Here is a 25,098-nt window from a genome sequence, read left to right as displayed (position 1 = left end):
CGCCCGGTGAACGCTCCAGAGACTTCCCTGTCTCCGGCCGGGACAAGGAAGTGAGAGATCAAATCGACAGCGGGAGTCGAGGGGATGACTGCATCGAGGGCCGCCCTCACACGAGACGGTCTGCGACTGAAGATCACTGTGCAGCAGGTGCGACTCGGGACGAGCAATACCGAGTAATCAGCCCCTCGAAACCACTCAAAAACGGGGCACTCTACAAATTCAAGGACTCATACCACATGTATGTGGACCGGACAGACGGCCGACGCATCGGCGCCCTGTGGCTGCTCGCGGCGCGATCCCCGCGGTCCTTGGTCTACCTGCCGACGCGCACCCCGGCAAAGGATCTCGACGGCGTCCACGAGGAGGAGATGCCGTTCGACCTCGTGCTGGCCCACCGGGCAGTACAGTTCCGGCCCTCCCAATGGAAGAAGCTGCGGGCACGCATTCGCGCAGGGAACGCTCCCCGGGAACTGCGCACAGCGAGCGTGCCGAAGAGGGATCTGCCGGCCGATGCCCCCGAGATTGACTATCCGAGCCCCAGCGATCCGGAGCACAGGAACCTGCTGCACCAGCAGGTCCACGCCGAGACCCTGTTTCTGACCGGCAGCACGGCGGCGTTCAAGGAAGCCGCTCCGCACATATTCGCCGTTACGAAGGACGGGCCGCCCGCTGCAGCGACGGGGCTGTACATTTCCGGCGGATGCAACTACCACGTCTGCCGGAGCCTCTATCACTGGCCAGATCTGGATAGCCACGGATGGGGACAATTCCATGTGGAGTTCTGCCCGTCATGGTCGAGATGATCAGCCGCAGCCTGCCTGGGCGGGGCAGAGCAGTTACGCGAAGAGCCCGCATGGGGATCGCCTGGTCACCTGTCGGAAGATCCGCGACCACCGGCAGTGGGTTCGCAGATCAAGGCCCGGCGTCCTCCGCTTCCGCCTCCCCGCTCTCGCACGCTCAGCCCGCCTCCTGGACCGACAGGTCGAACGTCTGGGAGAGCACTACCGGTTGCTCCCCCGGGTAGCCGCCGACCGGCGCCGCGGCGGAGCCCAGCTGGCCGTCCAGGGCTCGCAGTCGCCGGTGCGTCCGGCTCGCCATGGCGCCGGAGCTCAGCCCCAGTCCGCAGCAGCGGTACACCAGGCAGTGCACGGAAACACCCCAGGTCAGGCGCAGGCCCGCGAGATGTCCCAGTATCCGGACAAGTTCGGCCGTGCGACAGAGGCGGATCCACGCCGTTCCCGTGGGACTTCAGTGACCCGCCCAGGGCGGGACAGACCACGAGGGCCGAGGTCTCCGGCCACCGCATGCCTCGGTCCAGCCCTCAGGGGGCGACGCGCAGAATCAGGGTCTCCTCCGCGCCCCGGCAGGTGGCCGCCCCTCTCACACCGACCGCCACGCCCTCCTCCCGCACCGTGCACCACGTCGTCGACGTAGGGACAGCGCTCCGCCTCCGGTCCGGTCAGTGGATGGATGTGGCTGGCGTACTTCCCGAAGCTCCACACCATCACGTTCGAAAGCGCTCTGGTCAGTATCGACGTGAGCAGCCTCAAGAAGGTCAGGTCCCTGCGCACCATTCGGCTCTCCGAGGAAGCCGTGTTCGTGGGATCCGAGGCTCTTCCGGCAACACGGAAATTGTCGGAGCGTGCCTGACCACGACCTGATGGGAGCCGTCCGACCACGCATACCCGCCAATCGCATGCGCCTCACCCCGATGCGAGCCCTGCCTCCAAGTACTGAACGGGCTTCAAAGCTGCGCCCATCTGCCATCGTGGACAGGAGCATCGCCGTGCCGCCGCCGACTTCGCCCTCGACCGGTGAGATCGCTACCTCTTCTGCCCCTCCCCCAACGCGATGAGGTCATCCAACGCGCCACCCGCTGGCTCACCCCCGGCGGACGGCTCGTCACCGAAGAGCCGACGGACACGGGGAGACGAGGGGCACGGGGAGACGAGGGGCATGGGAGGAAAACCACCGTTCCTTCAGGCAACGGGGAACGGACCGGCACCTGGTCGCACCCGTATCCTGCGACGTCATGGCAACGCCCGCCAGTTGCCCGGCAAAATCGTTGGGCTGACCGATTTGCTGCAGGCATGATCGACTCGTGGACACCTACCTGGAGACCGAGCGCCTGGTCCTGCGCCGCTTCACTGCTGATGACGCGGACCTGCTGATCGAGCTGGACAGCGACCCGGCCGTGATGCGCTACCTGACCGGCGGCAATCCGACCGCGCCGGAGCTCGTCCGCGAGCGCAACCTGCCGAAGATCCTCGCCGGTTACGAGAAGTGGGGCGGCGACCCCGGACTGTTCGCCGCGCTCGAGAAGGACGGCGGCGCGTTCGTCGGCTGGTTCCACCTGCGTCCCGAGCCGGAGGGCCCGCTGGACGAAGCCGAACTCGGCTACCGGCTGCGACAGGCGGCGTGGGGCAAGGGCTATGCCACCGAGGGCTCGCGGGCCTTGCTGCGCAAGGCGTTCACAGAGCTCGGTGTGCGCCTGGTCTGGGCTGCGACGATGTCCGTGAACCGCGGTTCACGCAATATCATGGAAAAGCTCGAAATGACGCTCGCAGACACCCTCCCCACTCCCCCCGACATGCAGATGATCGAGGGTTCCGAACATGGCGGCGTACGGTACGAGATCGCCAAGGAGCAGTGGGAGCAGCAGTAGCCACAGGACGAATGGCCGTTCTGCATCCATGCCCACCGGAACCGGTAGGTGGACGGTAGGAGCCATACCCAGGCTGAACACGAGGCCCGCCACGGACTGTTGGTTACCGTCAACGACACCCCTTATTGGGCGTTCAGCGACTGAGTCGGCGCAGGAGGGACGGCGCTGACACGGCGGCCGGCCCTACCCTGACAGCAGCCTCGCTCTGGCAGCCCGCACCACCACCGGCCGCGCCGCCGCAACCGGGCCCGCACCGCACCGGGTTGCGGCCGGCACATCTGCATGAACGTCCGCTCCGGGTCCTGGCGTGCAGCATGCTGGTCTTCGACGGCACCCTGACCGACTTCGCCTCGGAAGCCTTCATCTGCTGGTCGTGCGGTACGCGCTGTACGTCCAGGGATCAGGTCGGCGCCTGGTGCAGGTACCAGGCGCCCGCGGTCAGCGTGCCATGCGTCATCACGACGACGTTGGGAGCCGTGTCGACGATGCCCCCCGGTGACCTGGGGCTTTGGAAGCCGATGAGGTCAGGACGGGAGGGGGAGGAACAGCAGGATGCCGTGGGCGGTGGCGGCGTTGTAGCAGGCAGTGCCGGGGAAGGTGGCGGTGTAGAAGGGGGTGGCGATGGCGTAGACGGGGACGACGGCGTTGTGGATGGTGGCGGTGCCGTTGGCGTCGGTGACGGCGGTGCCGAGGTTGACCGGGCCGAAGAGTGTGGTGGCGGTGAAGGTCACCGGCTGACCGGCCACCGGCATCCCTGACGTGGTCGTCAGGGTGGCGCTGAGGGTGGGGATGTAGAACTCGGGCAGCGGGGTCAGCCGGAGCCGGATGGTGCCTGGCTGCGCGGTCAGCGTTGTGGGGGCGGGGTTCACGGTGACGGAGGTGCTGGCGGCGGAGCCGGTGAAGCAGCTGTCACCGCTGTAGACGGCGGTGAGGGTGCCGGTGGTCAGGGCAGATGTGGTGAAGCATGCCTGCCCCGATCCGTTGACGGGGACCACCTGGGTCCCGCCGTTGGGGAGGGTGAAGGTGACTGTGCCGGTCGGCACTGTGGTGGTGCCTGGTGCCGGGGTGATGGTGGCGCATACGGTCACGCTCTGCCCGCAGGTGGAGGGGTTCGGCGTCACCGACAGCGTCGGCGTTGTGGGGTTGGAGTTCACGGTGACGGAGGTGGGGTTGCCGTTCACGGTCGCGGTGAACATACCGGCGGTGTAGGTGTGGGTGGCCTGCCCGCTTCCGGTGGCGTCCAGGGCGACGGTGACCGTGGGGCTGGCGTCCCCGAAGTTCACCACCGCTGTCCCGTTGGGAGTTCCCCCGGAAATGTTGAACGTCACCGCTTGCCCGCACACCGGCGACGCCGGCGAGGTCGTCACCGTCAACGGCGAAATCTCCGTCACGTTGGCCGAATTGGCGTTGGTGACGTAGACGTTGCTGTTCGGCGCCGCCGCTACCGAGAACGGGAACGCGCCGACGGGGACGGTGGCCAGGACCGTGTTCGTGGCGCTGCTGATCACCGTCACGTTGTTGGAATTGCTGTTGCCGACGTAGACGTTGCCGGTCGGCGCCACCGCCACCCCGAACGGGCCCCCGCCGGTGGGGACGGTGGCCAGGACGGTGTTCGTGGTGCTGTCGATCACTGTCACGTTGTTGGAAACGGTGTTGGTGACGTAGACGTTGCCGTTCTGCGCGATCGCGATCACCCCCGGGACCGTGCCGGCGGGGACCGTGGCCACGACCGTGTTGGTGGCGCTGTCGATCACCGTCACGTTGTTCGAGGTCTGGTTGGCGATGTAGACGTTGCCGTTCTGCGCCACCGCCGCCGCGCCCGGGAACCCACCGGTGGGGAGGGTGGTCAGGACGGTGTTCGTGGCGCTGGCGATCACCGTCACGGTGCCCGCGTTTCGGTTGGCGACGTAGACGTTGCCGTTCTGCGCCACCGCCACCGCGTCCGGGACCGCGCCGACGGGGACGGTGGCCAGGACCGTGTTCGTGGCGCTGCTGATCACCGTGACGTTGTTCGACGTGCTGTTGGCGACGTAGACATTGCCGTTCGGCGCCACCGCCAGTGCGAACGGGCCCCCGCCGACCGGGACGGTGGCCAGGACCGTGTTCGTGGCGCTGCTGATCACCGTCACATTGCTCGAGCTCTGGTTGGTGACGTAGACGTTGCCGTTCGGCGCCACCGCAATCATGGCCGGGTCTGAGCCGGTGGGGACGGTGGCCAGGACGGTGTTCGTGGTGCTGCTGATCACCGTCACGTTGCTCGAATTGGCGTTGCCGACGTAGACGTTGCCGTTCGGCGCCACCGCCACCGCCAGCGGGGTCGTGCCCGCGGGGATCGTCACCGTGGAGAACGCCGCACTGAACGGCGTGGCCACAAGCCCCCGCACAGCGGGCACCGCAGACCCACCCGCCGGTACAACCGGCCGAACCCCGCGGCCTACCGCCGGAGCTCCCGACCAACATGTACAAGGTTCCATGACAAACCTCTCTCAGCTGAGAGGGCCGCCCAAGAACTCCCACCGGGGCCCGCGTCGCCCGGCGCCGGTAAACGTGAACCGGATCACCGCTTGCACACCGGGACAGAGAAAGACGCACCGACACGACCACGCACCCGCACACCGGCGCACACAGGGGCTGCCTCTCTCCCCGGAGAGATGGGCAACCCACCGGAAAACGTTCACCACCATTAACCCGAAATAACCAATAAGGCACCACGCCCTTGACTCGACTTCACCCGAACAGACCAACCCACAGCCCAACCCGCGCACGCCGTCCGAGTGCCGCAAACATGTCTTTCACACGGCCTCCCCGCACCGCTCGGGCAGGATGCCGATCTCAAAGCTCGCGCCGGCGCGGACCACGAGCACCAGATGGGCACCGATGACCGCACGCCATCGCGCCCGTGCGGCCTCAACGAGCCGGCGCCGGCGACGCCGCACGCGGTGAGCCTTCAGCGCTGGGGGCGCTCTCCGTTCAGTGGGGTGTCTGTTCAGTGGGGTGCCTGTTCAGTGGGGTGCCTGTTCAGTGGGGTGTCTGTTCAGTGGGGTGCCTGTTCAGTGGGGTGCCTGTTCAGTGGGGTGCCTGTTCAGTGGGGTGCCTGTTCAGTGGGGTGCCTGTTCAGTGGGGTGCCTGTTCAGTGGGCGAAGCCCCAGTCAAGCATCTTGGTGGCGTCGTCGAAGCGGCCCTCGTCGTCCTTGAGGATCGCGCCGACCAGGGTGCGGTTGTCCCGCTCGGCGGCGAAGACGAGGGCGTACCCGGACTCCGGGCCGCTGCCCGTCTTGATGCCCAAGGCACCGTCGTAGCTGCTCAGCAGCTTGTTGGTGTTGATCCAGGTGTAGTACCGGATGCGACCGTTGGCCGCCGGAGCCTCGGTCTCGAACTGCTTGTCCTTCACGATGTCGGCGAACACCGGCTGCAGCATGGCGCGCTGGCCGAGCTTGGCCAGGTCGCGGGCGGTGCTGTAGTTGTTGCCGTGCGAGATGCCGTCGAAGCCGTCGAAGTGCGTGCCGGTCAGGCCCAGTTGTTCCGCCTCGGCGTTCATCTGGCCCACGAAGTCGGCGATCCGCGCGTCTGTGGTGTAACCGGAGCCGAGGTTGTCGGCCAGGGCCATCGCGGCGTCGTCGCCGGACGGGATCAGCATGGCGTGCAGCAGCTGCTCGACGGTCAGCGTGTCGCCGGTCTGAAGGTCGGCGGTGCTGCCGCCGACCTTTTGTACGTAGTCCCGGTACTCCTGCTTCACCGTGATCTGCCGACTCAGCCACTCCGGGTGCTTGAGCACCACGAGGGCAGTCATGATCTTGGTGGTGCTGGCCATCGACACGCTCTCGTCCGCCTTCGCCCCACCCCACAGCTCCCGCTCCTGGCTGCCGTCGCGGGCGTCCAGCAGGAAGGCGTGGTCGGCGTTGATCTGGGGGCCGGCCTGAACCCTCTCGTTCTGCACATCGGCCGTCTTGTCCCGCACAGCGTGTCGTGCCGCCTGGTCGGACGGGAACTGCCGCTGCGTTCCCTGCTCCTGGCCGGCCGTTGTGGGGGCCGCGCCGCCCTGCTGGTCGTTCTCGTCCGCGGAGTGCGTGGCGCCGGGGGTGGCCGCCTCGGCGAGGCCGCCGGCGGTGAGCGGCAGGGCGGCACCGACAAGCGCGACCATCGCGATCCGGACTCCGGTGCGATGTATGCGGTTCGGGCGGGCGTGGGAACCCATGGGGCGTCCATTCTTCCGGCGAAGGGACGCCGGTGCGTAGAAGAAGTCGCTTCATAGCGAACCTACTTGTGCGATGACAATGACTCAAGTGTCGGGTATGTCTTGGTCAAGTAACGGGGTTCACCTCTGTGGTGTGTGGTGCAGGTGACTGGTGGGGCCTGACGGGCACGAAGATATGCCGTCCCCTCACTGACCAGTCATCGATCTGCTCAAGCGTCAGTGCGTCGTCACCCCACGCCGGCCCATGACCAACACGGCGCCCCGGCACGCCCTGTGTGGTGGCAGTGCCGCCAAGGGCGGCGAAGGACCGCGGCATCGGCGAGTGCGGTCCGCACGTCCTGAATGAAGCCCTCCAGTATCAGCGTCCTGCGCGACCCGGTTTCCCACGACCCTCGGAGGCAGCACGTGTGAGGTGTGGACACGCCAGGGCGGCGCTCCGGTCGTTGGGCAGTCGCATGCGGTGGGCCAGGTCACGCGTCATGCGTTGGGTGAGGCAGCTGCGCCAGGTGACATCGGGGTAGCACGCGCGCAGGTGCGCCACGGCGCGCGTGCCCAGGCCGCTGTCCTGCAACGGCGTTGCCACGTGGACCTGGGTGATCACGCCGCTCGCACAGAGCTCGCACACCTCGTAGGTAACCTCGCCGACGACGCGGCGGATGTACACCAGCAGCAGACTTTGAGCTTGCTTACTCGTCGGGTGCGGGGAATGGAAGATGACCACATCCCGGTAGGCGAACACCCGCCGGTGGAGCTTGCCGCGTCGGCGGCCAGGGCGCCTGTGCCGGGGCAGTCGGTGGCGATGAGAGTTCCGACGAAGGGCTCCCGGCACAAGGTTACGTGTGGCGGACATGCAAGCCATCTACCCTCGGCGAAAACGGACAATCGACTCTTTCGGGCTCTTGCCGACCGCGTCCTTCATCGATGTGAGGGTTCTCGCGCACATCGCCTCGCCCGTCCGCCGGCTCCGCGAGCCCACCCGCTGAGCACCACGGACGAACCGACCACGAGAGACCTCGGCCTTCATTCTCGCCAAGCCCTATAGCGGTTGGTTGCCCTGAAACAGGAGCTGCACCGGCGAAGGCGATGGCCACCCGTGCGTGTGACACACAACGGCATACGCCTTCGCGCAGCTGGTGCCGGTGAGCACGCGGAAGCTGCACGCCTCGGAAAGGGCCAGCACGCCGACCCGGCCGCCAATCCGCGCGGTGATAGGCCGTTCGACACCGGCATGGAGGTGGCGGCCACCGTCTGGCGACACAAATCGGTACATTTGCCCGCCAGGGCGGATCGGGCTCCCAGGCGCGCCTCTGGTCGCGCCCATTGCTCACGAACCTCGCAGACGAGGAGAACATGTTCGATTTGAGTGCGCCGATCGTGACCACGTTCCTCGTGTACGCGCTCACCATGATCGGAGTAGGTGCCTGGGCATACACCCGCACTCACACCTTCGCCGACTTCGCCCTGGGAAACCGCAGGCTCAGCGCGTGGGTCGCCGCCCTGTCCGCAGGGGCCAGTGACATGTCCGGCTGGCTGTTTCTCGCGTTTCCCGGAGCGGTGTACGCGGCCGGCATCGGCGCCAGTTGGATCGCCGTCGGCCTGGCGGTCGGCACCTACCTCAACTGGCGGTTCGTCGCGCCGAGGCTGCGCACCTACACCGAGCGTGCCGAGAACGCCTTGAGCCTGTCGGCCTACCTGGAGGAGCGGTTCGAGGACCGCACCCGGATGCTCAGGATGGCCTCGGCGGTGGTCACCCTCGTGTTCTTCACCGTTTACGTCGCCAGTGGTCTGGTGGCCGGCGGGTTGCTGTTCGAGCACGTCTTCGACGTCCGTTTCGGGCTCGGGGTGACCCTGATGGCCCTGGTGATGGTCATCTACTCGGTCCTGGGCGGCTTCCTCGCCGTGAGCATGACGCACGTGATGCAGGCGACGCTGATGTTCCTCGCCCTGCTCGTGGTCCCCCTGACGGCTGTAGGGTCCCTCGGAGGCTTCCGGGAACTGGCGGATGCCCTCCACAAGAAGGCGCCGGGCCTGCTGGACATGGGGGCAAAGGTCAACTACACCGCCGGGCAGTGGTCGGCAGGCGGGTCGCTCGGCGCCGTCGCCATCATTTCGCTGCTCGCCTGGGGCCTCGGCTACTTCGGTCAGCCGCACATCCTGGCCCGCTTCATGGGCATCCGCAGCACCCGTGCCATCCCCGCGGCCCGCCGTATCGAAACCGGGTGGGTCATCGTCGTACTTGCCGGCGCCACACTCGTCGGCCTCGCGGGAATCGGGCGGCTCGGCACGCCGCTCCACGACCCCGAAACGGTCTACATCGTCCTCAGCCGCATCCTGCTCAATCCCTGGATCGCCGGGGTGATGCTGATCGCCGTACTGGCCGCGATCATGTCGACCGCGGACAGCCAGCTTCTCGTGTCGTCCGTCGCGCTCACGGAGGACTTCTACCGCGCGTTCCTCAACCGGCGCGCCGCGGACCGGGTGCTGGTGTGGGTCGGCCGCGGCGCCGTCGTCGCGGTGATCCTTGTCGCCTTCGTGATCGCGCTCAACGGCGATGGGCTGCTGGGCATCGTCGCCTACGCCTGGGCGGGCTTCGGGGCCGCCTTCGGGCCGGTCATCCTCCTCTCGCTGTACTGGCCGCGTATGACCTGGGCGGGAGCCATGGCCGGGATCGTGTCGGGCGCGACCACGGTGCTCCTCTGGAAAAGGATCAATCCGCTGCTCGGGCCACTCCAGTCGGGCCTCTACGAAATGGTCCCGGGCGTACTGGTCGCCACGGTCGCCGCACTGGTCTTCGGCCGGTTCGTCGGCCAGCCGCCGAAACGGGCCTTCTGGCGGATGCCGGGAGGCGGGATGAGCCAGCTGATGCTCACGCCGTTCCTCACCCACGCACCGGTCGGCATGGCCGTCCTGGACACGGACCTGCGCTACGTCTGGGTGAACGAGCCGCTGGGTCGCCTGATCCCCCTCGAACAACGACTTGGGCGGCAGGTGGGAGAAGTACTGCCGAGGAGCGAGGCGGAAGCCTTCGAGGAGCGGATGCGCAGGGTTCTTGAGACCGGGGAACCGGTGCTGGACTACGAGTTCCGCAGCCCCGGCTACGCCGATCCCGACCGCACGCGCGCGGCCTCCGCCTCCTTCTTCGCGATGAAGGACCGTCAGGGCCGGTACGTGGGCATCTGGTACATGGTCATCGACGTCACCGAGCGCTGGCGGGCCCAGGAACGCCTGGCTCTGCTGAACGACGCGGGTGCCCGTATCGGCAGCACACTGGAAGTGACGCGGACCGCGCAGGAACTGGCCGACGAGGTCGTACCGTCCGTCGCCGAGTTCGTCGCCGTCGACCTGTTGGACTCGGTCATGAGGGGCGAGGAGCCGGCTCCCGGACCGGTCGGCATGACGCCCGTCATCCGCCGAGCGGGGCAGCAGTCGGTGCGCGAGGGCTGTCCGGAGGCGAGCCTGGCCGTGGGCGAAACGGTCCGGCGTGCTCCCTCGTCACCCGTGACCCGCTGCCTGCTGGAAAGCAGGACTCTCGTCGAACGCGTCCTGGACCGCTCCACCAGCGCCTGGATGACCGAGGACCAGTCACTGGGCGCTTCCATCCGCGAGTTCGACTTCCGCTCGCTGATGGTGGTTCCGGTACGGGCGCGCGGCGTCACCCTTGGCGTGGCGACGTTCGCCCGCTCCCGGCGTCGGGGGCCCTTCGAGGACGATGACGTGCGTCTCGCCGAGGAACTCGTCGCCCGCGCGGCGCTGTGCGTGGACAACGCGCGCCGCTTCACCCGCGAGCGCACCGCGGCCCGCTCCATGCAGCGTTACCTGCTGCCGCAGGAGCTCACGGGAGGGTCCGCTCTGGAGGTGGCCTCGTGGTATCTCCCGGCGGATGCCCCCAGCGGCGTGGGCGGCGACTGGTTCGACGTCATTCCCCTCTCCGGGACCCGGGTTGCACTGGTCGTCGGGGACGTCGTCGGACACGGCATGAACGCAGCGGCGACCATGGGGCGTCTGCGCACCGCGGTACGCACGCTCGCCGATCTGGACCTTCCCCCGGACGAACTGCTGGCTCATCTGGACGACCTGGTCATCGGCCTCATGGGGCCGGCGGAGGCCGAGGACTCGAGCGCGGGTGCCGCGTTCATGGGTGCCACCTGTCTGTACGCCGTGTACGACCCGGTCAGCAGACGGTTCACCCTCGCCCGGGCCGGTCACCTCCCACCGGTGATCGTCGGCCCCGACGGCACCGCCAACGTCCTCGACCTGGCCGCCGGACCGCCACTCGGCCTCGGGTACCTCCCCTTCGAGTCCGTCGAACTGGAGCTGGCCGAAGGCAGCCTCATCGCCCTCTACACCGACGGTCTCATCGAGACCTACGACCGGGACCTCGACATCGGGCTCTCCCGACTGGGCGACGCCCTCGTGGCGCCCGGTCAGACGCTGGAGCAGATCGGCCTGGGTGCGGTCGACGCCCTGCTGACCGGTCCGCCGTCCGACGACGTGGCCCTGCTCCTCGCCCGGACCCAGGTCCTGGCTCCGGACCGGGTCGTGTCATGGAACCTGCCCAGCGACCCGGCGGCCGTGGCGAACGCCCGCGCCCTCACCGGCCGGCAGTTGGCGGAGTGGGGCATGGACGACCTGACGTTCACCACGGAGCTCATCGTCAGCGAGCTGGTCACCAACGCCATCCGCCATGCGACCGGGCCGGTGAGTCTGCGCCTGATCCGGGACCGCGGCCTGATCTGCGAGGTCTCCGACGCCAGCAGCACTTCGCCACGCCTGCGCCATGCCCGGACCACCGACGAGGGAGGGCGGGGCCTACTGATCGTGGCCCAACTCGCCCGGCGATGGGGCACCCGCTACACGATGACCGGCAAGATCATCTGGACGGAGCAGGACATTCCCGCCGACGCGGAGGCCCGGTGGTGAGCGGATCTCGCGTTGCCGGATGAGACGTCACCCGGACCTCACGGGCCCGCGCCGTGGGCGTTCCGCGCTTCTGCCGGCCGACGCGGACACCTATCGGCCGCCGGTGCCACGCACCTGGCATCAGCAGCCGAGCCCACCACAGTCCACCACGCAACGGAACGACGCCCTCCTATAGCCGCTCGTCCGTCCTGAGGCCCTCGTCCTCCTGAGGCCGCTCGCCCCTCCTGGGGGCCTGTCCTTCGTAGGCGCGGTGGTCAGGGATACGAGGTGACCGTGGACGGAACCGTCGAGGTGCCCGAGGTGGGGGCGCCGACATCGTTGATCACGTGCTCGTACTGACCCTTACCGCCCAGCGAAACCACGAGCAGATCGTGGAACTTCACACCCGGCTTGTTCGGGGCCTCGAAGCCGTGGTCCTGCCGGATGGTGGGATCGACGTTGTAGTAGCAGTAGCTGCCCAGGCCCCACCCTTCGTGGGTGGTCACCGTGTCGGCGATCTTGTACGCGGCGAAGCCCTTGGTGTTGCCGTTCTGGACCGCGGCCTGATTGGGTGCGTCGTACGCCTTCTCGTTCTGGAAGAAGACCGTACGGCCCCGCTCGCCGCGCCACTCCACGTCGTACTTGTTGAAGTGCTCGACGAACAGCCCGGTGGCCAGGACGTCGGCACCGTTGACGCGGATGCCGTAGTCGGCCCGGTTGGTCTCCCAGCCCACCCCGTCCCCGTGGTCGGCGCGCCAGACCCAGGTGTGATCGATGATGGTGTGGTTGCTGTTGATCACCATGCTGGTCGTCGCCTTGCCGGGGCCGGCGCCGCCGATACGCACGAAGACGTCCTGCACCGTCGTCGGATTGGCGGCGTGGTCCGCAGAAGCGCCGTCGGGGCCGACTTCCAACAGGGTGGCCGAGTTGACCGGGCCGGCGTCGATGAGGAACCCCGCGAGTCGCACCCCGTCGACGTCGGCGACCTTCATGGCGGTCACCCCGTTGTCCGGCACGATGGTCGCGTACCCCAGCCCCAGGACCACGGTGTTCGCCCGCTGGACCTCGATCGGCCGGTCGACGTGGTAAATCCCGGGCGTGAGCAGCAAGTTGAGGCCCTGGGCCAGGGCAGCGTTGAGGGTTGCCGCGTCGGTTCCGGGCTTGGCCACGTAGAACTGGCTCAGCGGAAGGGATGCGCCCCGCGGTGTGCCGTTGCCCCAAGTGGTGCCGCGGGCGTTGACCCGCTTCTCGGGGAGGAACACCCGGAAGTCGCCGCCCGCAAGGTAGAGGAAGGGCTTTTCGCGCGAGATCGGAGTGGTGTCCAGGGCTGTGTACGGCGGGTCGGGAAACGTCTGTCCGGGGGCTCCCTCGACTCCGGAGAACACCATGTTCCACACGGCGTTGCGCCAGCCGCCCACCGAACTGTCGCGCGTGTACCACTGCTGCTGGGAGTACGGACCGACCGGTCCGTCGATCCGGCTGTCGGCGATGTACCCGCCGCTGGCCCAGCCGGTAGCCGTCGGGTGACAGGTTCAGTCCGCCCTTGACGTGCATCCGCCGGAACGGAGCCGCCTGCGCCACGGCCCACCGGTTCGTGCCGTTGACGGGCGCGAGCGCGAGGTTCTCCGCCGAGCGCCAGAAGTTCTGCGTCGCGTTGCCGTTGAACCAGCCGGCGTCAACGGTCACATCGCCGTTGATGGTGGTGTCGTCGGGCGACAACCCCAGGCCCGCGATCGAGGTGTAGAAGCCGAGCTGGGCGTTCAGGCCGTTGTACGTGCCCGGTTTGAACAGGAGGGCGTACCTGGCGCTGCCGAACTGCGCCGACTCCTGCTGCTTGAAGATCTCGTCGAGCTTGCCCTGGATGTTGGGTGTGCCGGGGTCAAAGACCAGCACGTTCGGACCGAGGTCGCCACCGCCGGGCAGCGCAGCGGCGGCGGACGGCTGAGCGGCAGCGGGCGCCGCGGAGGCCCGGGAGGAAAGGACGGGCACTCCGGCGACGGGGAGCACAGCCGCCATCGCGGCTAGGACTCCGCGGCGTGAGGGTCTCGGTGTGCGGTGAGCGGTTCGGTCTGCGGGGGGTGTGGGCATGGAAGCCCTCCTGACTTGGATTCAGGAAGTGAACGAGTGAAGTTCATGGGAGCGCTCTCTTACTTGTTGCATGTTCACCACATGTGAACAGTGCGTCAAGAGTTCTGTCCAGAGTCACGGAGAAGACGCCGCTGACGTGTCACCAACTGGCTTATCATTCAGCGCGGTTGGCGGCGATTCAACCTCGGTCTCAGGTCCGCCTACCCGACTGGTGTGAGCTGACGGTTTGCATTCAGGAGGTGTTGAGATCTACGGGCCCGGCCAGCCCACACCGGCCTCCCTACGCAGCCCCTCCCACCCCGACGAACGGAGCCAGCGGGCGTACCGCTTGGCCAGGCAGCGGCGGGAGATTCCTGCTTCGGCAGCGACGTGTGCGATCGGACGTCCGGCGTCGACCCGCAGGCACAAGCGCAGACGTCCTTCGGGGTCAGCGGTGCGTTCCGATGTCCCCTGCTGGTGGCGCTCCTGGGCTCGGCGGCTGCGTTCACCGGGAGCCTTGGGATCCCGGGGCTCCCGGTGAGCGGCTGGGCGTGGGGTCAGCGTGCGAACTTTTCGATGGCCTCCGGGGTGACGGGGGTGAAGAAGTTGACGAGGTTGCCGTCGGGGTCGCGGAACAACAGCGACCGGTTGCCCCAGGGCATCGTGGTGGGCTCGTTGACGAAGTCGGTGACGAAGCCGGTCAGGTTCTGGTGAACGCGGTCCACGTCGTCGACGAGGAACTCGGTGATCACGCTGTGGTTGTCCGCCGGGCGGGAAGAGCCCGGGGCGAACAGCGCGACGGTGCGGGTGCCGGCGATCGCGAGGGTTGCGCCCGCGGTCTTGAGTTCGGCGAAGTCCTCGGTGGCCCATATCGCCTGCATCCCGGTAGCTCGCTCGTAGAACTCGACGAGGCGTGCGACGTCACTGGTGATGATGCGGATCGAGACGAAGTCCATGGGAATCTCCTTGGCTGTGTGGGAGGCGTGCACGCCGCAGGCTAGGAGAAATAGTGGACAGAATCGGTCCGGTATTCGCGTTAGGCTGCGAACATGCCACGACCCACCGGCCGCGTGCTGACACTCCTGGAACTGCTGCAGTCGGGCGGCACCCGGACGGTGGCCGAACTCGCCGACAGGCTCGGCGTCGAAGGGCGCACCGTGCGCCGGTATGTGGACCAGCTCATCGACCTCGACGTGCCCGTGGAATCGGTGCGCGGCCGCTACGGCGGGTACCGGCTCGCCCCCGGGTACCGCTTGCCTCCGCTCATGCTCAGCGACGACGAGGCGCTGGCCGTGTTGCTGGGCCTGGTCGCCGGCCGCCGGGCAGGGCTGACGACGACGGAGCGCACGGCGAACGAGACGGCGTCGGCGAAGATCCGGCGGGTGCTGCCCAAGCACCTCGCCCGCCGGCTCGACACACTCCTGGAAGCTCTCGCCTTCACAGACCAGCCCGGCGAGTTGGACCACCCGGACGCCGGGCTCCTGCTCACCATCGCCGATGCGGTACGCCACCGCCGACCGCTCTCGATCCGCTACACCGACCGCGACGGACGGCGCAGCGAACGCACACTGCACGCGTACGGGATCGTCGCCCATGCGGGCCGGTGGTACGTGACGGGCAAGGACGCCCAGGCCGGCGAGGACCGAACCTTCCGGCTCGATCGCATCGCAGCCGCCAGGGCCCTGCCCGGCTCATTCGAAACGCCCGCGGGTCCCGGTCCGGCAGAGCGCGTGCTCTCAGGATTCGCCACGGCCAAGTACCGGCATCAGGTGACCTTGCGGATCCACGGAACGGTTGAGCAGATCCGCGCCCACCTCCCCGCCACCGTCGCGAGCCTGGAGGAGCACGAGCCCGCAGCCGGCCAGGACCCGGCGGCCGAGCACTGGCTGCGCGTCGAGCTACGGGCGCAACAGCTCAACTGGTTGCCTCGGACACTCGCCTCACTCGACCGACCGTTCGTCATCGAGCGCCCTGATGAACTACGCGACCTCGTCATCGCCCTCGCCGATCGCCTCACGTCCTACGCCCGCCAAGCCTGACAGCGAGGAACCAATGCCATGAGACCCGGCACGACCAGGCCCAGACCACCGGCCCGCCGCCTTGCCACTCGATCAGTTTCCGGTCATCCAGCGCGATGGCGCTGCGTTCGATTCCCGCCTGCCGCAGGATGTCGACTACGGCACCCAGGCGGCGAGGGACGCCGCACGCGAGGTCGCGGGCTTCTCCCACCTCGATGAGGATTCGATCCCCTCGAAGAAGGACCCCAAGGAGAACGCCAAGTGGTGGGCTAGCCTTTCTCCACAGGAGCGGGAGGAGTACATCGACGCCTATCCCGACAGGATCGGATGGCTCGACGGCACACCCAGCGCCGATCGTGACGAGGCCACCCGCAAGCGGTGGATCTCCAACTCGCCGAGTACGACATGAAAAGGCAGAGGGGAGAGCTGGGCATCCACGACCAACGGCAGTACGAGGGCTCGCAGAAGTTGCAGACAGCGCTCGACAAGGCCGACGGCAGCGGCAACGAGAACAAGGGGCTCTTCGTGCTGGGGATCGACACGAAGGCCGAACATGCCGCCGTCGCGGTCAGGAGGGCTTGGCCTTGCGGGTGGGCAGCCGGTCCAGGCTCTGGCGGGCGTAGTCGAGTTGGTCGACGTCCTCCAGCCGTACGAGCTCGGTTTGTGACTGATCTCGTCCGCGTCGATCAGGGAACTCATGCTCCGCCACCCCTTTCCTCCTCGGTGAGCAGTCGATCCCCGCCCCGTCGGCAGATCCAGGCCGCCCGCGCCCGGGGTACGACGCCCTCCGACGGGGGCGGCACCGGCCGCTCGGACGGCAACGACTGACAGGCCACGGTGACCGAAGCGATGACTTACCAGCTCACCGCGGAGCGGCTGGGCCAGGAGGAGTTCCGGGCCCGGTCGCTGCACCGCGACTACACCTATGTTCCCGGCACCGTGACCGACCCCGGTGTCCTCATCTACTTCGACACGCTCAACAACCTGATCGCCACCCACCGCCTGGAGGTTCCGCGGCTTCGGCTGTCTGCCGACGGTGAGATGCTGCCCCCACACCGCTACGCCGTCCCCGTCACCACTCGTCGGCACACCGTCTGGCAATGCACCCACCCGGCCGAATTGCACCGCTGCCTGGCCCGAGGGCGCCTCGCCGGTGATCGATGCGATCGATGAGCTCCATGAGCCGGTCGCCGACCTCGCCCAGCACCTGGAAGGCTGGTTGCGCACGCACGTCCAGGTCAATGCCTACGCTTCCTGGAGCGCCCAGGAAGGCTTCGGCACTCACTGGGACGACCACGACGTGATCGTCGTGCAGGTCGAGGCTACAAGCACTGGCAGCTTTACGGTCCGACCCGAATCGCACCGATGCACCGCAACCCGGCCGCGCCCACCGGCTCCTCGCTCCCACCCTCGCCGACCATCCAGGCCTGCGGGTCTCGACAAAGGTCGGCTTCCCGGCCCCTGGCGCAGCCGCCGCCGTGGCCGCCGGCGTCCTGCCCCCTGAGGATGCCGAGCGCGGGCACAGCCTGACGGCCGGATATGTGCGCTGGCAGCTGGAGCGCAACCGTGCCGCTCTGGGCCGCGCTTGCCTCGACACCGTCTTCCTGCACAACCCCGAGCGCACCAGCGACCGAGCTGTGCTGCCGATCGTGCTGCGCGAAGCTTTCGCCGTCCTGGAGGAAGCCGCAGCAGCCGGGCACCTGAGCACGTACGGCATCGCCACCTGGACCGGCTGCACCGAGGGGCTGATGACCGTCGAGGAACTGGACCGGCTGGCTGTCGAGGCCGCCGGCTCGCCCGACCACCGACTGCGTGAAGTGCAACTGCCGGTCAGCCTCGTTGAGGCCGACGTACTCGAGTGTGGACGATCGCGTATTTCCCCAGGAGTAAGTTCGCGTAATTCCCCAGGGTCTGACGTTGATCCGGACTGCCGCTATCCCCGAGCAGCTTCCCCCAGCATGCTTTCCGGGGGCGGGGACTGGGCTTCGACGATGAGCACGGTCATACCAGTGTCGGTCCAGGTCTCGTGCTCCTCACCCGCGGCCCAACAGGCAGCTTGGCCTCTCGTCAGGGTCGCGTATTCACCGTCCGGGCCGCTGGCCCACCCCTGGCCCTCTGTGACGATGAGGACCTGTGGCACTGGCGCGACATGCCGCCCAAGGCGTCCGCCTGGCGCCAAGTGCAGGATGTTCACGGCGGCAGCACCGCTCCCGCCGTGAACACGGACGCGTCGGACACCTCGGCTGCCGTAGGCAGTCGTCTGGGAGCCAGCAATCGTGCCGATGTTGAGGATCTTCATGCAGGGCATTCTGAGGGAGCCTTCCGCATCTTGGAACCGCGGCTGACATAAGGCTGATGTGTGCACTGCGCGAGACGAGCGCGGGCCCTGCTGGCCAGGGACTTAGCGCTTTTTGCCGGTCGAGTTCCTGGGGCGTTCGTTGGGCGGTGGCTGGGGCCGTTCATGATGGCCTGGTGGCGGGTGTTGATGGGCAGGTCGAGGAGAGATTCGGCGACGACTGGGTTGGGGATGAGTGGATACCAGTCGCTGGGCGCCCGGTTGCTGGTGATGGTCAGGGATCTGCCCTGGCGCTCGCTGACGAGCTCGTAGAGGTCATCCGCTTGTGCTGCGGACATCTGGCGCGTCGCGAAGTCGTCGAGGATGAGGACGTCGGGGCGGACGAGTTCGCGGATCCGATGTGCGGTCCGCGTGGCCGCCGGCGAGGTCGGCGAGAATGTGGCTGGTCTTGGCAAAGCGGACATGGGCACCTTGGCGGACGGCGACGTGGCCGAGGGCCTGGACGATGTGTGTCCTGCCGACACCGACCGGGCCGAAGAGGATGACCAACTCGCCGGCGTGCAGCCAGCGCAAGGCGCCCAGATCCCGGATCTGCGCTGCCGGCGACTGCGAGGACGCGGAAATGTCGAACTCTTCCAGGGCGACCTGATGCTCGAACTTGACCTGCTGCAGGCGGAGTTGGAAGGCACCGGTCTCGCGTCGGGTGATCTCGTCCTGGCAGAGGACCTGAAGGAAGTCCAGGTGGCCAGTTCGCCGCCGTGGGCCTGGGCCAGGCGGGCGTCGAGGGTTTCCAGCAAGCCGGACAGTCACAGGGCCTTGAGTGACTCCCGCAGGGCGGCATTCATCACGGTCTTCGGGCTTCCACCTCTGCTTCGTCGTGCACCTGTCGTCGCAGTCGTCGTCCGTCGTGTCGGGGGTCGCCACGGTGGCGAAGAGCCGGCAGGGCCGCGGAGGAAGGCAGCGGCTCCGGCGTCTCCGCTGGTCTCGGGCTCAGGATCGGCCTCGGTGCCCGCGATGAGAATGCCCTTGATGGTGCGGTAGGACGGGTCTCCGACTGCGACGGCCCTGGCGCCTTCCAGCCGTGTGTCGCCGTACTTCTTCCGCAGGGCGAGAACTCCCTGGGCGGCGCGGAGCCGATGGAGCACGTTGACCTCAAGCAGTTGATCGACGACCTCGCGGCAGGCGTCGCCGACCTCGGACGCCTGGCTGCGGCACCAGACCGGCGTGCGCATCTGGAAGGCGATCTTCTCCGGCGGGTAGTCGCTCTTGTCGGTGCGTCTTACCTGTTCAAGAGCGATGTGTGGGCCTTGACGAGCCGGCCATCATGGAAGATCTGGATCATCGTGGAGGTGGAACGGACGTCGACCTTGCTGCAAGACGGAGCCTGGTAACGAGCGATCGCGCTGGGCCCGGAGGTGGTCCTGATCGCGATGTGCGGCCGCTGCAAAGCGGGACGGTTGCCCAGAAGATACTGGCCGCGACCGCGATGACCGGAGAATGGCCGCGCCGCAGTCGCAGCTTCCACCGCCCACTCCAGCCGCACAGTCGTCAAACGGCCTTCCCGAGGATGCCGGTGCCTTCGAGCTCGGTGACCTCATCGGCGGGGGTCGTGGTGACGATGACGAGAGTGTGCAGGTGTGTGGAAGGGCCGACGTACGCGAAGGCGGTGTGGCCGAACTTGCTGCCGTCGGCTGCGACGACGATGCGGCGCGCGGAGGCGATGCCGGCCTTCTTCACTGCCGCGTCATCGAGGCCGTAGGCGGTCAGGCCCTCGACGGCACTCAGGCCGCAGCAGCTTATGACGGCAGTGTCGAAGCGCAGTGCCGCCAGGGAGGCGAGGGTGAGGGGGCCGGTGAGGGCTCCCTCGGCGGCCCGAAGCTGCCCGAAGCTGCCCGCCGGGCACCATCAGCATTGCCGGTCCCGGGCCTCCGCCGAGCACATGGATGGCCTGCAATGACAGGGGCAGCGCAGTGAGCGGCCGTCGCGCAGCAGGTGGGCGATCTCCAGGCAGGTGGTGCCGCTGTCGAGGAGGACGGTCTCGCCGTCGGCGATGAGCGAGTCCACCTCTGGTGTGACGACCGGCACCAGCGTGGTTCCGCGGACGGCACATGGGAGAGGATCTTCCGGGTTGTCCAGGCTGATGTCGACGCTGACCGCCCGAGGCGCGACACGACGGCCCGCCTCAGGGCAGCCCCGGAAGACAGAACAGCTGGCCGGGGCCGGCCCTGAGGACCGGTCACTTCCGCCAGAACAGGTGGTGCGTCACACCGCTCGGGCTGGGCACGACGTCCAGGTGGAACCGGTCGAGCAGCTCATCGGGGGACTCCCAGAGTCGTAGTCCGGTCCCGAGCTTCACCGGCGAGACCGCCACATGCAGGGTGTCGACGAGATCGGCGTCGAGGAACTGCCGGATGGTGGTGACCCCGCCGCCGAGTCGGACGTCCTTGCCCTGCGCCGCTTCCCGGGCCTGCTTGAGGACCGTTGCCGGGTCGCCGTCGACGAAGTGGAACGTGGTGTCGGAGAGCGTGAGCGATGGACGCTTGTGGTGGGTCAGGACGAATACCGGGGTGCGGAACGGGGGCTCGTCACCCCACCAGCCCTTCCACTCGTGGTCGTGCCAAGGGCCGCGCTGGGGACCGAACTTGTTGCGGCCCATGATCTCGGCACCGATGTTGCATGCGTAGTCCCGCGTGAGGTAGTCGTCGAGACCACGGCTGCCCCCGGGGTCGGTGCGCATGGGCCAGCTCGCCGTGGCGCCGGCCCAGGCAAACAGCCTCTCGGGATGGGCGTGGCCGAACGGACTCTCCAGGCTCTGGTCCTCACCGGCACCGATACCGTCACTCGAGACGTTGAAGTTCTGAACTCTCAATAGCTGAGCCACTCGTTCCTCCTGTGATGACGATGGTGAGGGCCATAACGGTGGTGAGACTTGCCGGGCCAGGAAACTCCCCGCTGCGTCCGTGTCCGGTCAGAAGCCGGGCTAACCAGTCAGGGCGCCTGCGGGTGCAGGGAAAGATAGCGCGCCGAGGGTACAAGATGGCGTGGGATAGCGGGACCTGTTCCGCGTGAACCTGTTCGCTGCCACGAAGGCCGGCAGCACAAGGAACACATCGTCAACCATGGTGCCGCGCCCGATCGCTTCAACGACTCGCCACGTCGCCCGCGGTGTCCGAGCGACGGGCACGAAGTATGGCGAGAGCCATGAGGAGGCTCCACGCGTCCAGTGCGCAGGCCGCGATACGTTCCAGGCTGCCCAGTCCGATGCCTGGGTCGTACTGACCGAAGAACATCCATGCGGCGAGCGCCGCGGCGACAGCTATCGGGAGGGTTACGCTCCGCAGTCCGCCGAAGAGTGCGTCTCGGGAGGTGAATCCGGTGAGGAGGAGCCCGAGATTTCCCAGCCCCATGATGAGGAGTGCGCCCCCTACATGGAGGTTTTCTTCGACGTCTGCAGGAACAAGGCCGACCAGAACCCACCCACCGGCAGCGATTGCGAGCAGAATACGGGAACTTGCCGATATCGCACCGCGGCCCCAGCAGGCTCCGGCCAGCAGCACGCCGGTGAGCAGCAGTACGCCGTGGACGGTGAAGCTGGCGTTCATGACGCCGTGCAGCGGCGAGCACACATATCGGGGCCGGGAGTCGTCCCAGAGCCGGCAACCCACGTTGCCGAGATCGCTGATGTTGTTCTCCGCCCAGCTGTAGGGAGTGTGCCAGCCGGTCTCCACGACCAGCTGGACGACGAAGAACTGCACGGTGCCTACGATTAATGCGGCCGCACCGATCCTTGCAGTCGCGGCGGTGCGGTATTCGGAGTACGACGTGGATCTCGTTTTCATCATGGCCTTTCAGGTGCCGAGTCGGTGACTTTACTGTCCTGAGCGTTCTCATTCGACGGCATTGCGGCACATCGCTGCGACGGGAAACTCGACGCGTTCGGCCTTCAACAGAGCCGCCTGGCGGAGTGTCACCTCCGTCTGGGTCGGGCGCATTTCGATCATAAGCGGCACCGACCGCTGGCACCGCTGCCGGCATGCCCATCACTCGCACGATCGTGAAGTCGAGGGAGATGTCCCAGTCGATCCGGCCAGCCGCGTCCGCTTCGGCATGGAGCTGCTGGAACAGACGCTCCGGCGACGGTCAAAAGCATGCCTCATGCCTCATGCCTCATGCCTCATGCCTCCGGAAGGGGCACTCGGTCTCCGAGACTGCGGGGGCGCCGTTGGCGAGTGCGAGTAGTGGCGTGCAGGAGCAGCTCCCATCCCGTCTGCCCCCGACAGGCAGATGGGATGAGAAGCGGTGGGAGTGTGGGTTCGGGATGAGAAGCGGTGGGAGTGTGGGTTCGGGATGAGAACCGGTGGGAGTGTGGGTTCGGGATGAGAACCGGTGGGAGTGTGGGTTCGGGATGAGAACTGGTGGGAGTGGTGGGTTGAGGAGCGAGATGCCGCCAGGGCGCAGGAACCCTTCGCGGCTCCTCGGCGGAGACGGAACTCGTTGCCCTCGATGTCCTGCATCACGATGCACGACTCGTTGTCGTCATCGGCAGGCAGCAGCCGCACGCGTACCGCGCCGCCGAGCGCCACCAGCCGTGCGCATGCGGCCTCAAGCGTGGCCAAGCGCTCTTCACTCACCAGCCCGGTGCCGACGCGCACGTCAAGATGCACCCGATTCTTCACGACCGTGCCTTCGGGAACGCGCTGAAATAACAGTCGTGGGGCCGCACTTGAGGGATCACGGCACGCGAACCATGAACCCTGATCCTCAGGTGGCCGCGAACGATCGAACGCCTCCCAAGTGGCAACCCTTCGGTGGCGGCGCAGCGACGTACCCCACCACCTCGCACCAGAATCGAGCGACGCGCTCAGGTTCTGCGCAGTCGTAGGTGACTTGGAACTTCCTGATCGACGCCATCGGCTCACCAGGTGACGCGTGCTGTGCACCAGCACCCCATATGTGATCCCCTATGTCATCACGGCGCAGATCGAGGGCGCACGTGACATGAGTTGGTGACGCGCTGGGTCGAGCCGCATCCGGTCGTTGGTTCTCGCCACCCGGGGGTGCCCTCGCAGGACAGCCAGGACGACAGGGACGAATGAGGGACGAATGAGGGATGAATGCAGCAACTTCGGCAAGACGTGCGAGCGAGATCCTTCCGATGTGCCACGAGGAGACGACATGCGAAAGACCATGGCAATGGCATTGGGCGTCGTGGCGTGCAGTGCGTTACTCCCTCTGGCCACCGCCACGACCGCCAGTGCCGTGGACGGTACGCCACAGTGTGTGAAGGTAAGGAAGTACTTCAACGAGGGACACGACCGCTACGTTCGCCTGACCAACCTGTGCACCAAGCGTCCGGCCCACTTCGTCATCGTCATACCGCACAACAAGGACCCGCGTGGCACTCTGGCCCAGGGCATGACGAAGGACGTTCGCTATGCCTGGACCTGGCAGCCACGGGCCTTGCTGGTGAAGACGCTTCCCGACAACGACAGCTGAGCAGAGCTTCTGCGTAGAGCTTCACATCACAAGCTGCCTCCGCGTGGCGCCGACCGGCACGGCATCGCTGGGCGTTGGGGCACACAAGTGGAGGCACCGCGCCGGCATCTCCGTGCTGTATGGCGCGCGCCGGGACGCCCCGTGAGTCCTTCGGCCTTCGCTACGCCCTGGTGCGTTCAAGCGTCATGCCAGCAGTATTCCGGCTGCGACGGGGGCGCGCGGCCGCTGTGCCTGGTCATGCCGTGCCCAGGCACCGGCTGCCACTGGGTGGGCCGGGCGCGGAGGAGCACAGTGGTGATCGCCGGAACGGTTCCGGTCGGCCAGAAGGCCCCACTGCGGGCACCTGGCGACCTCTTGCGCGTTACGGGAGTACTCGACATGAGCACCACGCACCACCTGCCGACCCCTCCCCTCGGCAACACCGGTATGGACATCACCCGCCTCGGCTTCGGCTCCTGGGCGGTATCCGGTTCCGGATGGCGCTTCGGCTGGGGCGCCACCGATGACGCCGAGTCGGTGGCGGCCATCCGGCACGCCGTCGCCTCCGGCGTCAACTGGATCGACACCGCAGCGGTTTACGGGCTGGGCCACTCCGAGGAGCTGGTCGGCAAGGCCGTCAGCGACCTGCCCGAGGGCGAGCGGCCGTACCTGTTCACCAAGGTGGGGCTGGTCTGGGACCCGGACAACCCGCAGGCCGCGCCCCGCCGCATCATGAAGCCCGCGAGCGTACGCCGGGAGATCGAGGACTCGCTGCGGCGCCTGGGTGTCGATCACATCGACCTGTACCAGGTGCACTACCCGGACACCGGCGAGTCGCTGGAGTACGCCGGCGGCGGCTTCGGCGCCGTCTCCCCCAACGCCACGCCGCTGGAGGAGTACTGGCAGGTCATGGCCGATCTGAAGGCCGAGGGCAAGGTACGCGCGATCGGTCTGTCGAACCACTCGGCGGAGCAGCTGGAGGCCGCCGAGCGGATCGCCCATGTCGACGTCATCCAGCCGCCGTTCTCGGCGATCAACCGCTCGGCCGCACCGGAGATCGCCTGGGCCGCCGCCCACGGCACCGGGGTGATCGTCTACTCCCCGCTCCAGTCCGGCCTGCTCACCGGTACGTTCTCCGCCGAGCGCGTCGACCGGCTGCCCACCGACGACTGGCGCACCGCCCACCACGATTTCACCACTGGGCTCGCGGCCAACCTCCAACTGGCCGACGCGCTGCGCCCGGTCGCCGAGCGGCACGGTGCCACGGTCGCCGAGGTCGCCATTGCCTGGGCGCTCGCGTGGCCCGGCATCACCGGCGCCATCGTCGGGGCGCGCACCGCCCGTCAGGTGGACGGCTGGATCACCGCGGGCGCTGTGGAGCTGCCCCGGGCCGACCTCGACGAGATCGCCACCGCGATCACCACGAGCCACGCGGGCACCGGCCCCGCCCGCCCGTAACCGCCGGATGCCACGAGGAGACCAT

The 25,098-nt window shown here is 67.7% G+C and carries 17 protein-coding genes and 7 pseudogenes; 10 read left to right on the top strand and 14 right to left on the bottom strand.

Features of this window, described 5'->3' with window-relative positions:
* The first annotated feature begins 236 nt into the window (after positions 1–236).
* Entirely contained in the window at positions 237–803 is a 567-nt protein-coding gene (locus AB0E02_RS13820) for a hypothetical protein (RefSeq protein WP_362138587.1), read from the top strand.
* Between the two features lie 154 nt (positions 804–957).
* Here the strand turns inward: AB0E02_RS13820 and AB0E02_RS13815 are convergent, their stop codons facing one another.
* Entirely contained in the window at positions 958–1,149 is a 192-nt protein-coding gene (locus tag AB0E02_RS13815) for a hypothetical protein (RefSeq protein ID WP_362138584.1), read from the bottom strand.
* Positions 1,150–2,101: 952 nt separating this feature from the next.
* Here AB0E02_RS13815 and AB0E02_RS13810 point away from each other — a divergent pair.
* Positions 2,102–2,665, top strand: coding sequence for a GNAT family N-acetyltransferase (locus AB0E02_RS13810; RefSeq protein ID WP_362138582.1), 564 nt, complete (start codon positions 2,102–2,104; stop codon positions 2,663–2,665).
* Between the two features lie 524 nt (positions 2,666–3,189).
* On the opposite strand, the gene AB0E02_RS13805 is transcribed toward AB0E02_RS13810, so the two are convergent.
* The 3 genes from AB0E02_RS13805 to AB0E02_RS13795 form a co-directional block, all read right to left on the bottom strand.
* The gene (locus AB0E02_RS13805; RefSeq protein WP_362138580.1) at positions 3,190–5,049 is read right to left on the bottom strand and encodes an Ig-like domain repeat protein; all 1,860 of its coding nucleotides are present in this window, start codon (positions 5,047–5,049) and stop codon (positions 3,190–3,192) included.
* A 746-nt stretch (positions 5,050–5,795) separates the two neighbouring features.
* A complete protein-coding gene (locus AB0E02_RS13800) occupies positions 5,796–6,860 on the bottom strand; it encodes a serine hydrolase (protein ID WP_362138578.1) in 1,065 nt (354 codons plus the stop codon).
* Between the two features lie 358 nt (positions 6,861–7,218).
* Positions 7,219–7,599: a hypothetical protein gene (locus tag AB0E02_RS13795; protein WP_362138576.1), complete on the bottom strand. Its 381-nt coding sequence runs from the start codon at positions 7,597–7,599 to the stop codon at positions 7,219–7,221.
* A gap of 611 nt (positions 7,600–8,210) precedes the next feature.
* Here AB0E02_RS13795 and putP point away from each other — a divergent pair.
* Positions 8,211–11,780 (top strand): sodium/proline symporter PutP, encoded by a 3,570-nt coding sequence (gene putP / locus AB0E02_RS13790; RefSeq protein WP_362138574.1) that lies wholly within the window; start codon positions 8,211–8,213, stop codon positions 11,778–11,780.
* A gap of 254 nt (positions 11,781–12,034) precedes the next feature.
* Here the strand turns inward: putP and AB0E02_RS13785 are convergent.
* The 3 genes and pseudogenes from AB0E02_RS13785 to AB0E02_RS13775 all read right to left on the bottom strand — a co-directional run bounded on the left by AB0E02_RS13785 (position 12,035) and on the right by AB0E02_RS13775 (position 14,782).
* Positions 12,035–13,775, bottom strand: a pseudogene (locus tag AB0E02_RS13785) (coagulation factor 5/8 type domain-containing protein).
* 357 nt (positions 13,776–14,132) lie between these two features.
* Positions 14,133–14,335, bottom strand: a pseudogene (locus AB0E02_RS13780) (leucine zipper domain-containing protein); the annotation flags it as partial.
* Between the two features lie 48 nt (positions 14,336–14,383).
* On the bottom strand, positions 14,384–14,782 hold the full coding sequence (locus tag AB0E02_RS13775) for a VOC family protein (RefSeq protein WP_362138571.1): 399 nt from the start codon (positions 14,780–14,782) through the stop codon (positions 14,384–14,386).
* A gap of 93 nt (positions 14,783–14,875) precedes the next feature.
* Here AB0E02_RS13775 and AB0E02_RS13770 point away from each other — a divergent pair, with 93 nt between their 5' ends.
* Positions 14,876–15,865 carry a YafY family protein gene (locus AB0E02_RS13770; RefSeq protein WP_362138569.1) on the top strand — a complete coding sequence of 330 codons (990 nt, stop codon included), beginning with the start codon at positions 14,876–14,878 and terminating at the stop codon, positions 15,863–15,865.
* A 61-nt stretch (positions 15,866–15,926) separates the two neighbouring features.
* Positions 15,927–16,253 (top strand): hypothetical protein, encoded by a 327-nt coding sequence (locus AB0E02_RS13765; protein ID WP_362138567.1) that lies wholly within the window; start codon positions 15,927–15,929, stop codon positions 16,251–16,253.
* Between the two features lie 165 nt (positions 16,254–16,418).
* Here AB0E02_RS13765 and AB0E02_RS13760 read toward each other — a convergent pair.
* A pseudogene (locus AB0E02_RS13760) lies at positions 16,419–16,543 on the bottom strand (DUF6009 family protein); the annotation flags it as partial.
* A gap of 150 nt (positions 16,544–16,693) precedes the next feature.
* Here AB0E02_RS13760 and AB0E02_RS13755 point away from each other — a divergent pair.
* The 3 genes from AB0E02_RS13755 to AB0E02_RS13745 are packed head-to-tail and all read left to right on the top strand — an operon-like array spanning position 16,694 to position 18,063.
* Positions 16,694–17,017, top strand: a complete 324-nt coding sequence (locus tag AB0E02_RS13755; RefSeq protein WP_362138565.1) for a hypothetical protein — start codon at positions 16,694–16,696, stop codon at positions 17,015–17,017.
* On the top strand, positions 16,998–17,348 hold the full coding sequence (locus tag AB0E02_RS13750) for a cupin domain-containing protein (protein ID WP_362138563.1): 351 nt from the start codon (positions 16,998–17,000) through the stop codon (positions 17,346–17,348). Before AB0E02_RS13755 ends, AB0E02_RS13750 begins: the two co-directional genes overlap by 20 nt.
* Positions 17,272–18,063, top strand: a complete 792-nt coding sequence (locus AB0E02_RS13745; protein WP_362138745.1) for an aldo/keto reductase — start codon at positions 17,272–17,274, stop codon at positions 18,061–18,063. The genes AB0E02_RS13750 and AB0E02_RS13745 overlap by 77 nt, the downstream gene beginning before the upstream one ends.
* Before the next feature lie 76 nt (positions 18,064–18,139).
* Here AB0E02_RS13745 and AB0E02_RS13740 read toward each other — a convergent pair.
* From AB0E02_RS13740 to AB0E02_RS13715, 6 genes and pseudogenes are all read right to left on the bottom strand, one after another.
* A pseudogene (locus tag AB0E02_RS13740) lies at positions 18,140–18,950 on the bottom strand (ATP-binding protein).
* 131 nt (positions 18,951–19,081) lie between these two features.
* A pseudogene (locus AB0E02_RS13735) lies at positions 19,082–19,420 on the bottom strand (IS21 family transposase); the annotation flags it as partial.
* A 268-nt stretch (positions 19,421–19,688) separates the two neighbouring features.
* Positions 19,689–20,207 (bottom strand): annotated as a pseudogene (locus AB0E02_RS13730) (decarboxylase); the annotation flags it as partial.
* Positions 20,208–20,376: 169 nt separating this feature from the next.
* Positions 20,377–21,021 (bottom strand): dihydrofolate reductase family protein, encoded by a 645-nt coding sequence (locus AB0E02_RS13725; RefSeq protein ID WP_362138560.1) that lies wholly within the window; start codon positions 21,019–21,021, stop codon positions 20,377–20,379.
* Between the two features lie 259 nt (positions 21,022–21,280).
* Entirely contained in the window at positions 21,281–21,895 is a 615-nt protein-coding gene (locus tag AB0E02_RS13720) for a DUF998 domain-containing protein (protein WP_362138557.1), read from the bottom strand.
* 726 nt (positions 21,896–22,621) lie between these two features.
* Positions 22,622–23,051: pseudogene (locus AB0E02_RS13715) on the bottom strand (VOC family protein); the annotation flags it as partial.
* A gap of 264 nt (positions 23,052–23,315) precedes the next feature.
* Between AB0E02_RS13715 and AB0E02_RS13710 the strand changes: the two are divergent.
* Both AB0E02_RS13710 and AB0E02_RS13705 read left to right on the top strand, forming a co-directional pair.
* On the top strand, positions 23,316–23,636 hold the full coding sequence (locus AB0E02_RS13710) for a hypothetical protein (protein ID WP_362138555.1): 321 nt from the start codon (positions 23,316–23,318) through the stop codon (positions 23,634–23,636).
* A 378-nt stretch (positions 23,637–24,014) separates the two neighbouring features.
* Positions 24,015–25,073: an aldo/keto reductase gene (locus AB0E02_RS13705; RefSeq protein ID WP_362138553.1), complete on the top strand. Its 1,059-nt coding sequence runs from the start codon at positions 24,015–24,017 to the stop codon at positions 25,071–25,073.
* The last annotated feature ends 25 nt before the right edge of the window (positions 25,074–25,098 follow it).

The sequence above is a fragment of the Streptomyces sp. NPDC048196 genome, assembly GCF_040652715.1.
In the GTDB taxonomy this organism is placed as follows: domain Bacteria; phylum Actinomycetota; class Actinomycetes; order Streptomycetales; family Streptomycetaceae; genus Streptomyces; species Streptomyces siderophoricus.
This window is presented reverse-complemented; position numbering and strand designations above follow the sequence as displayed.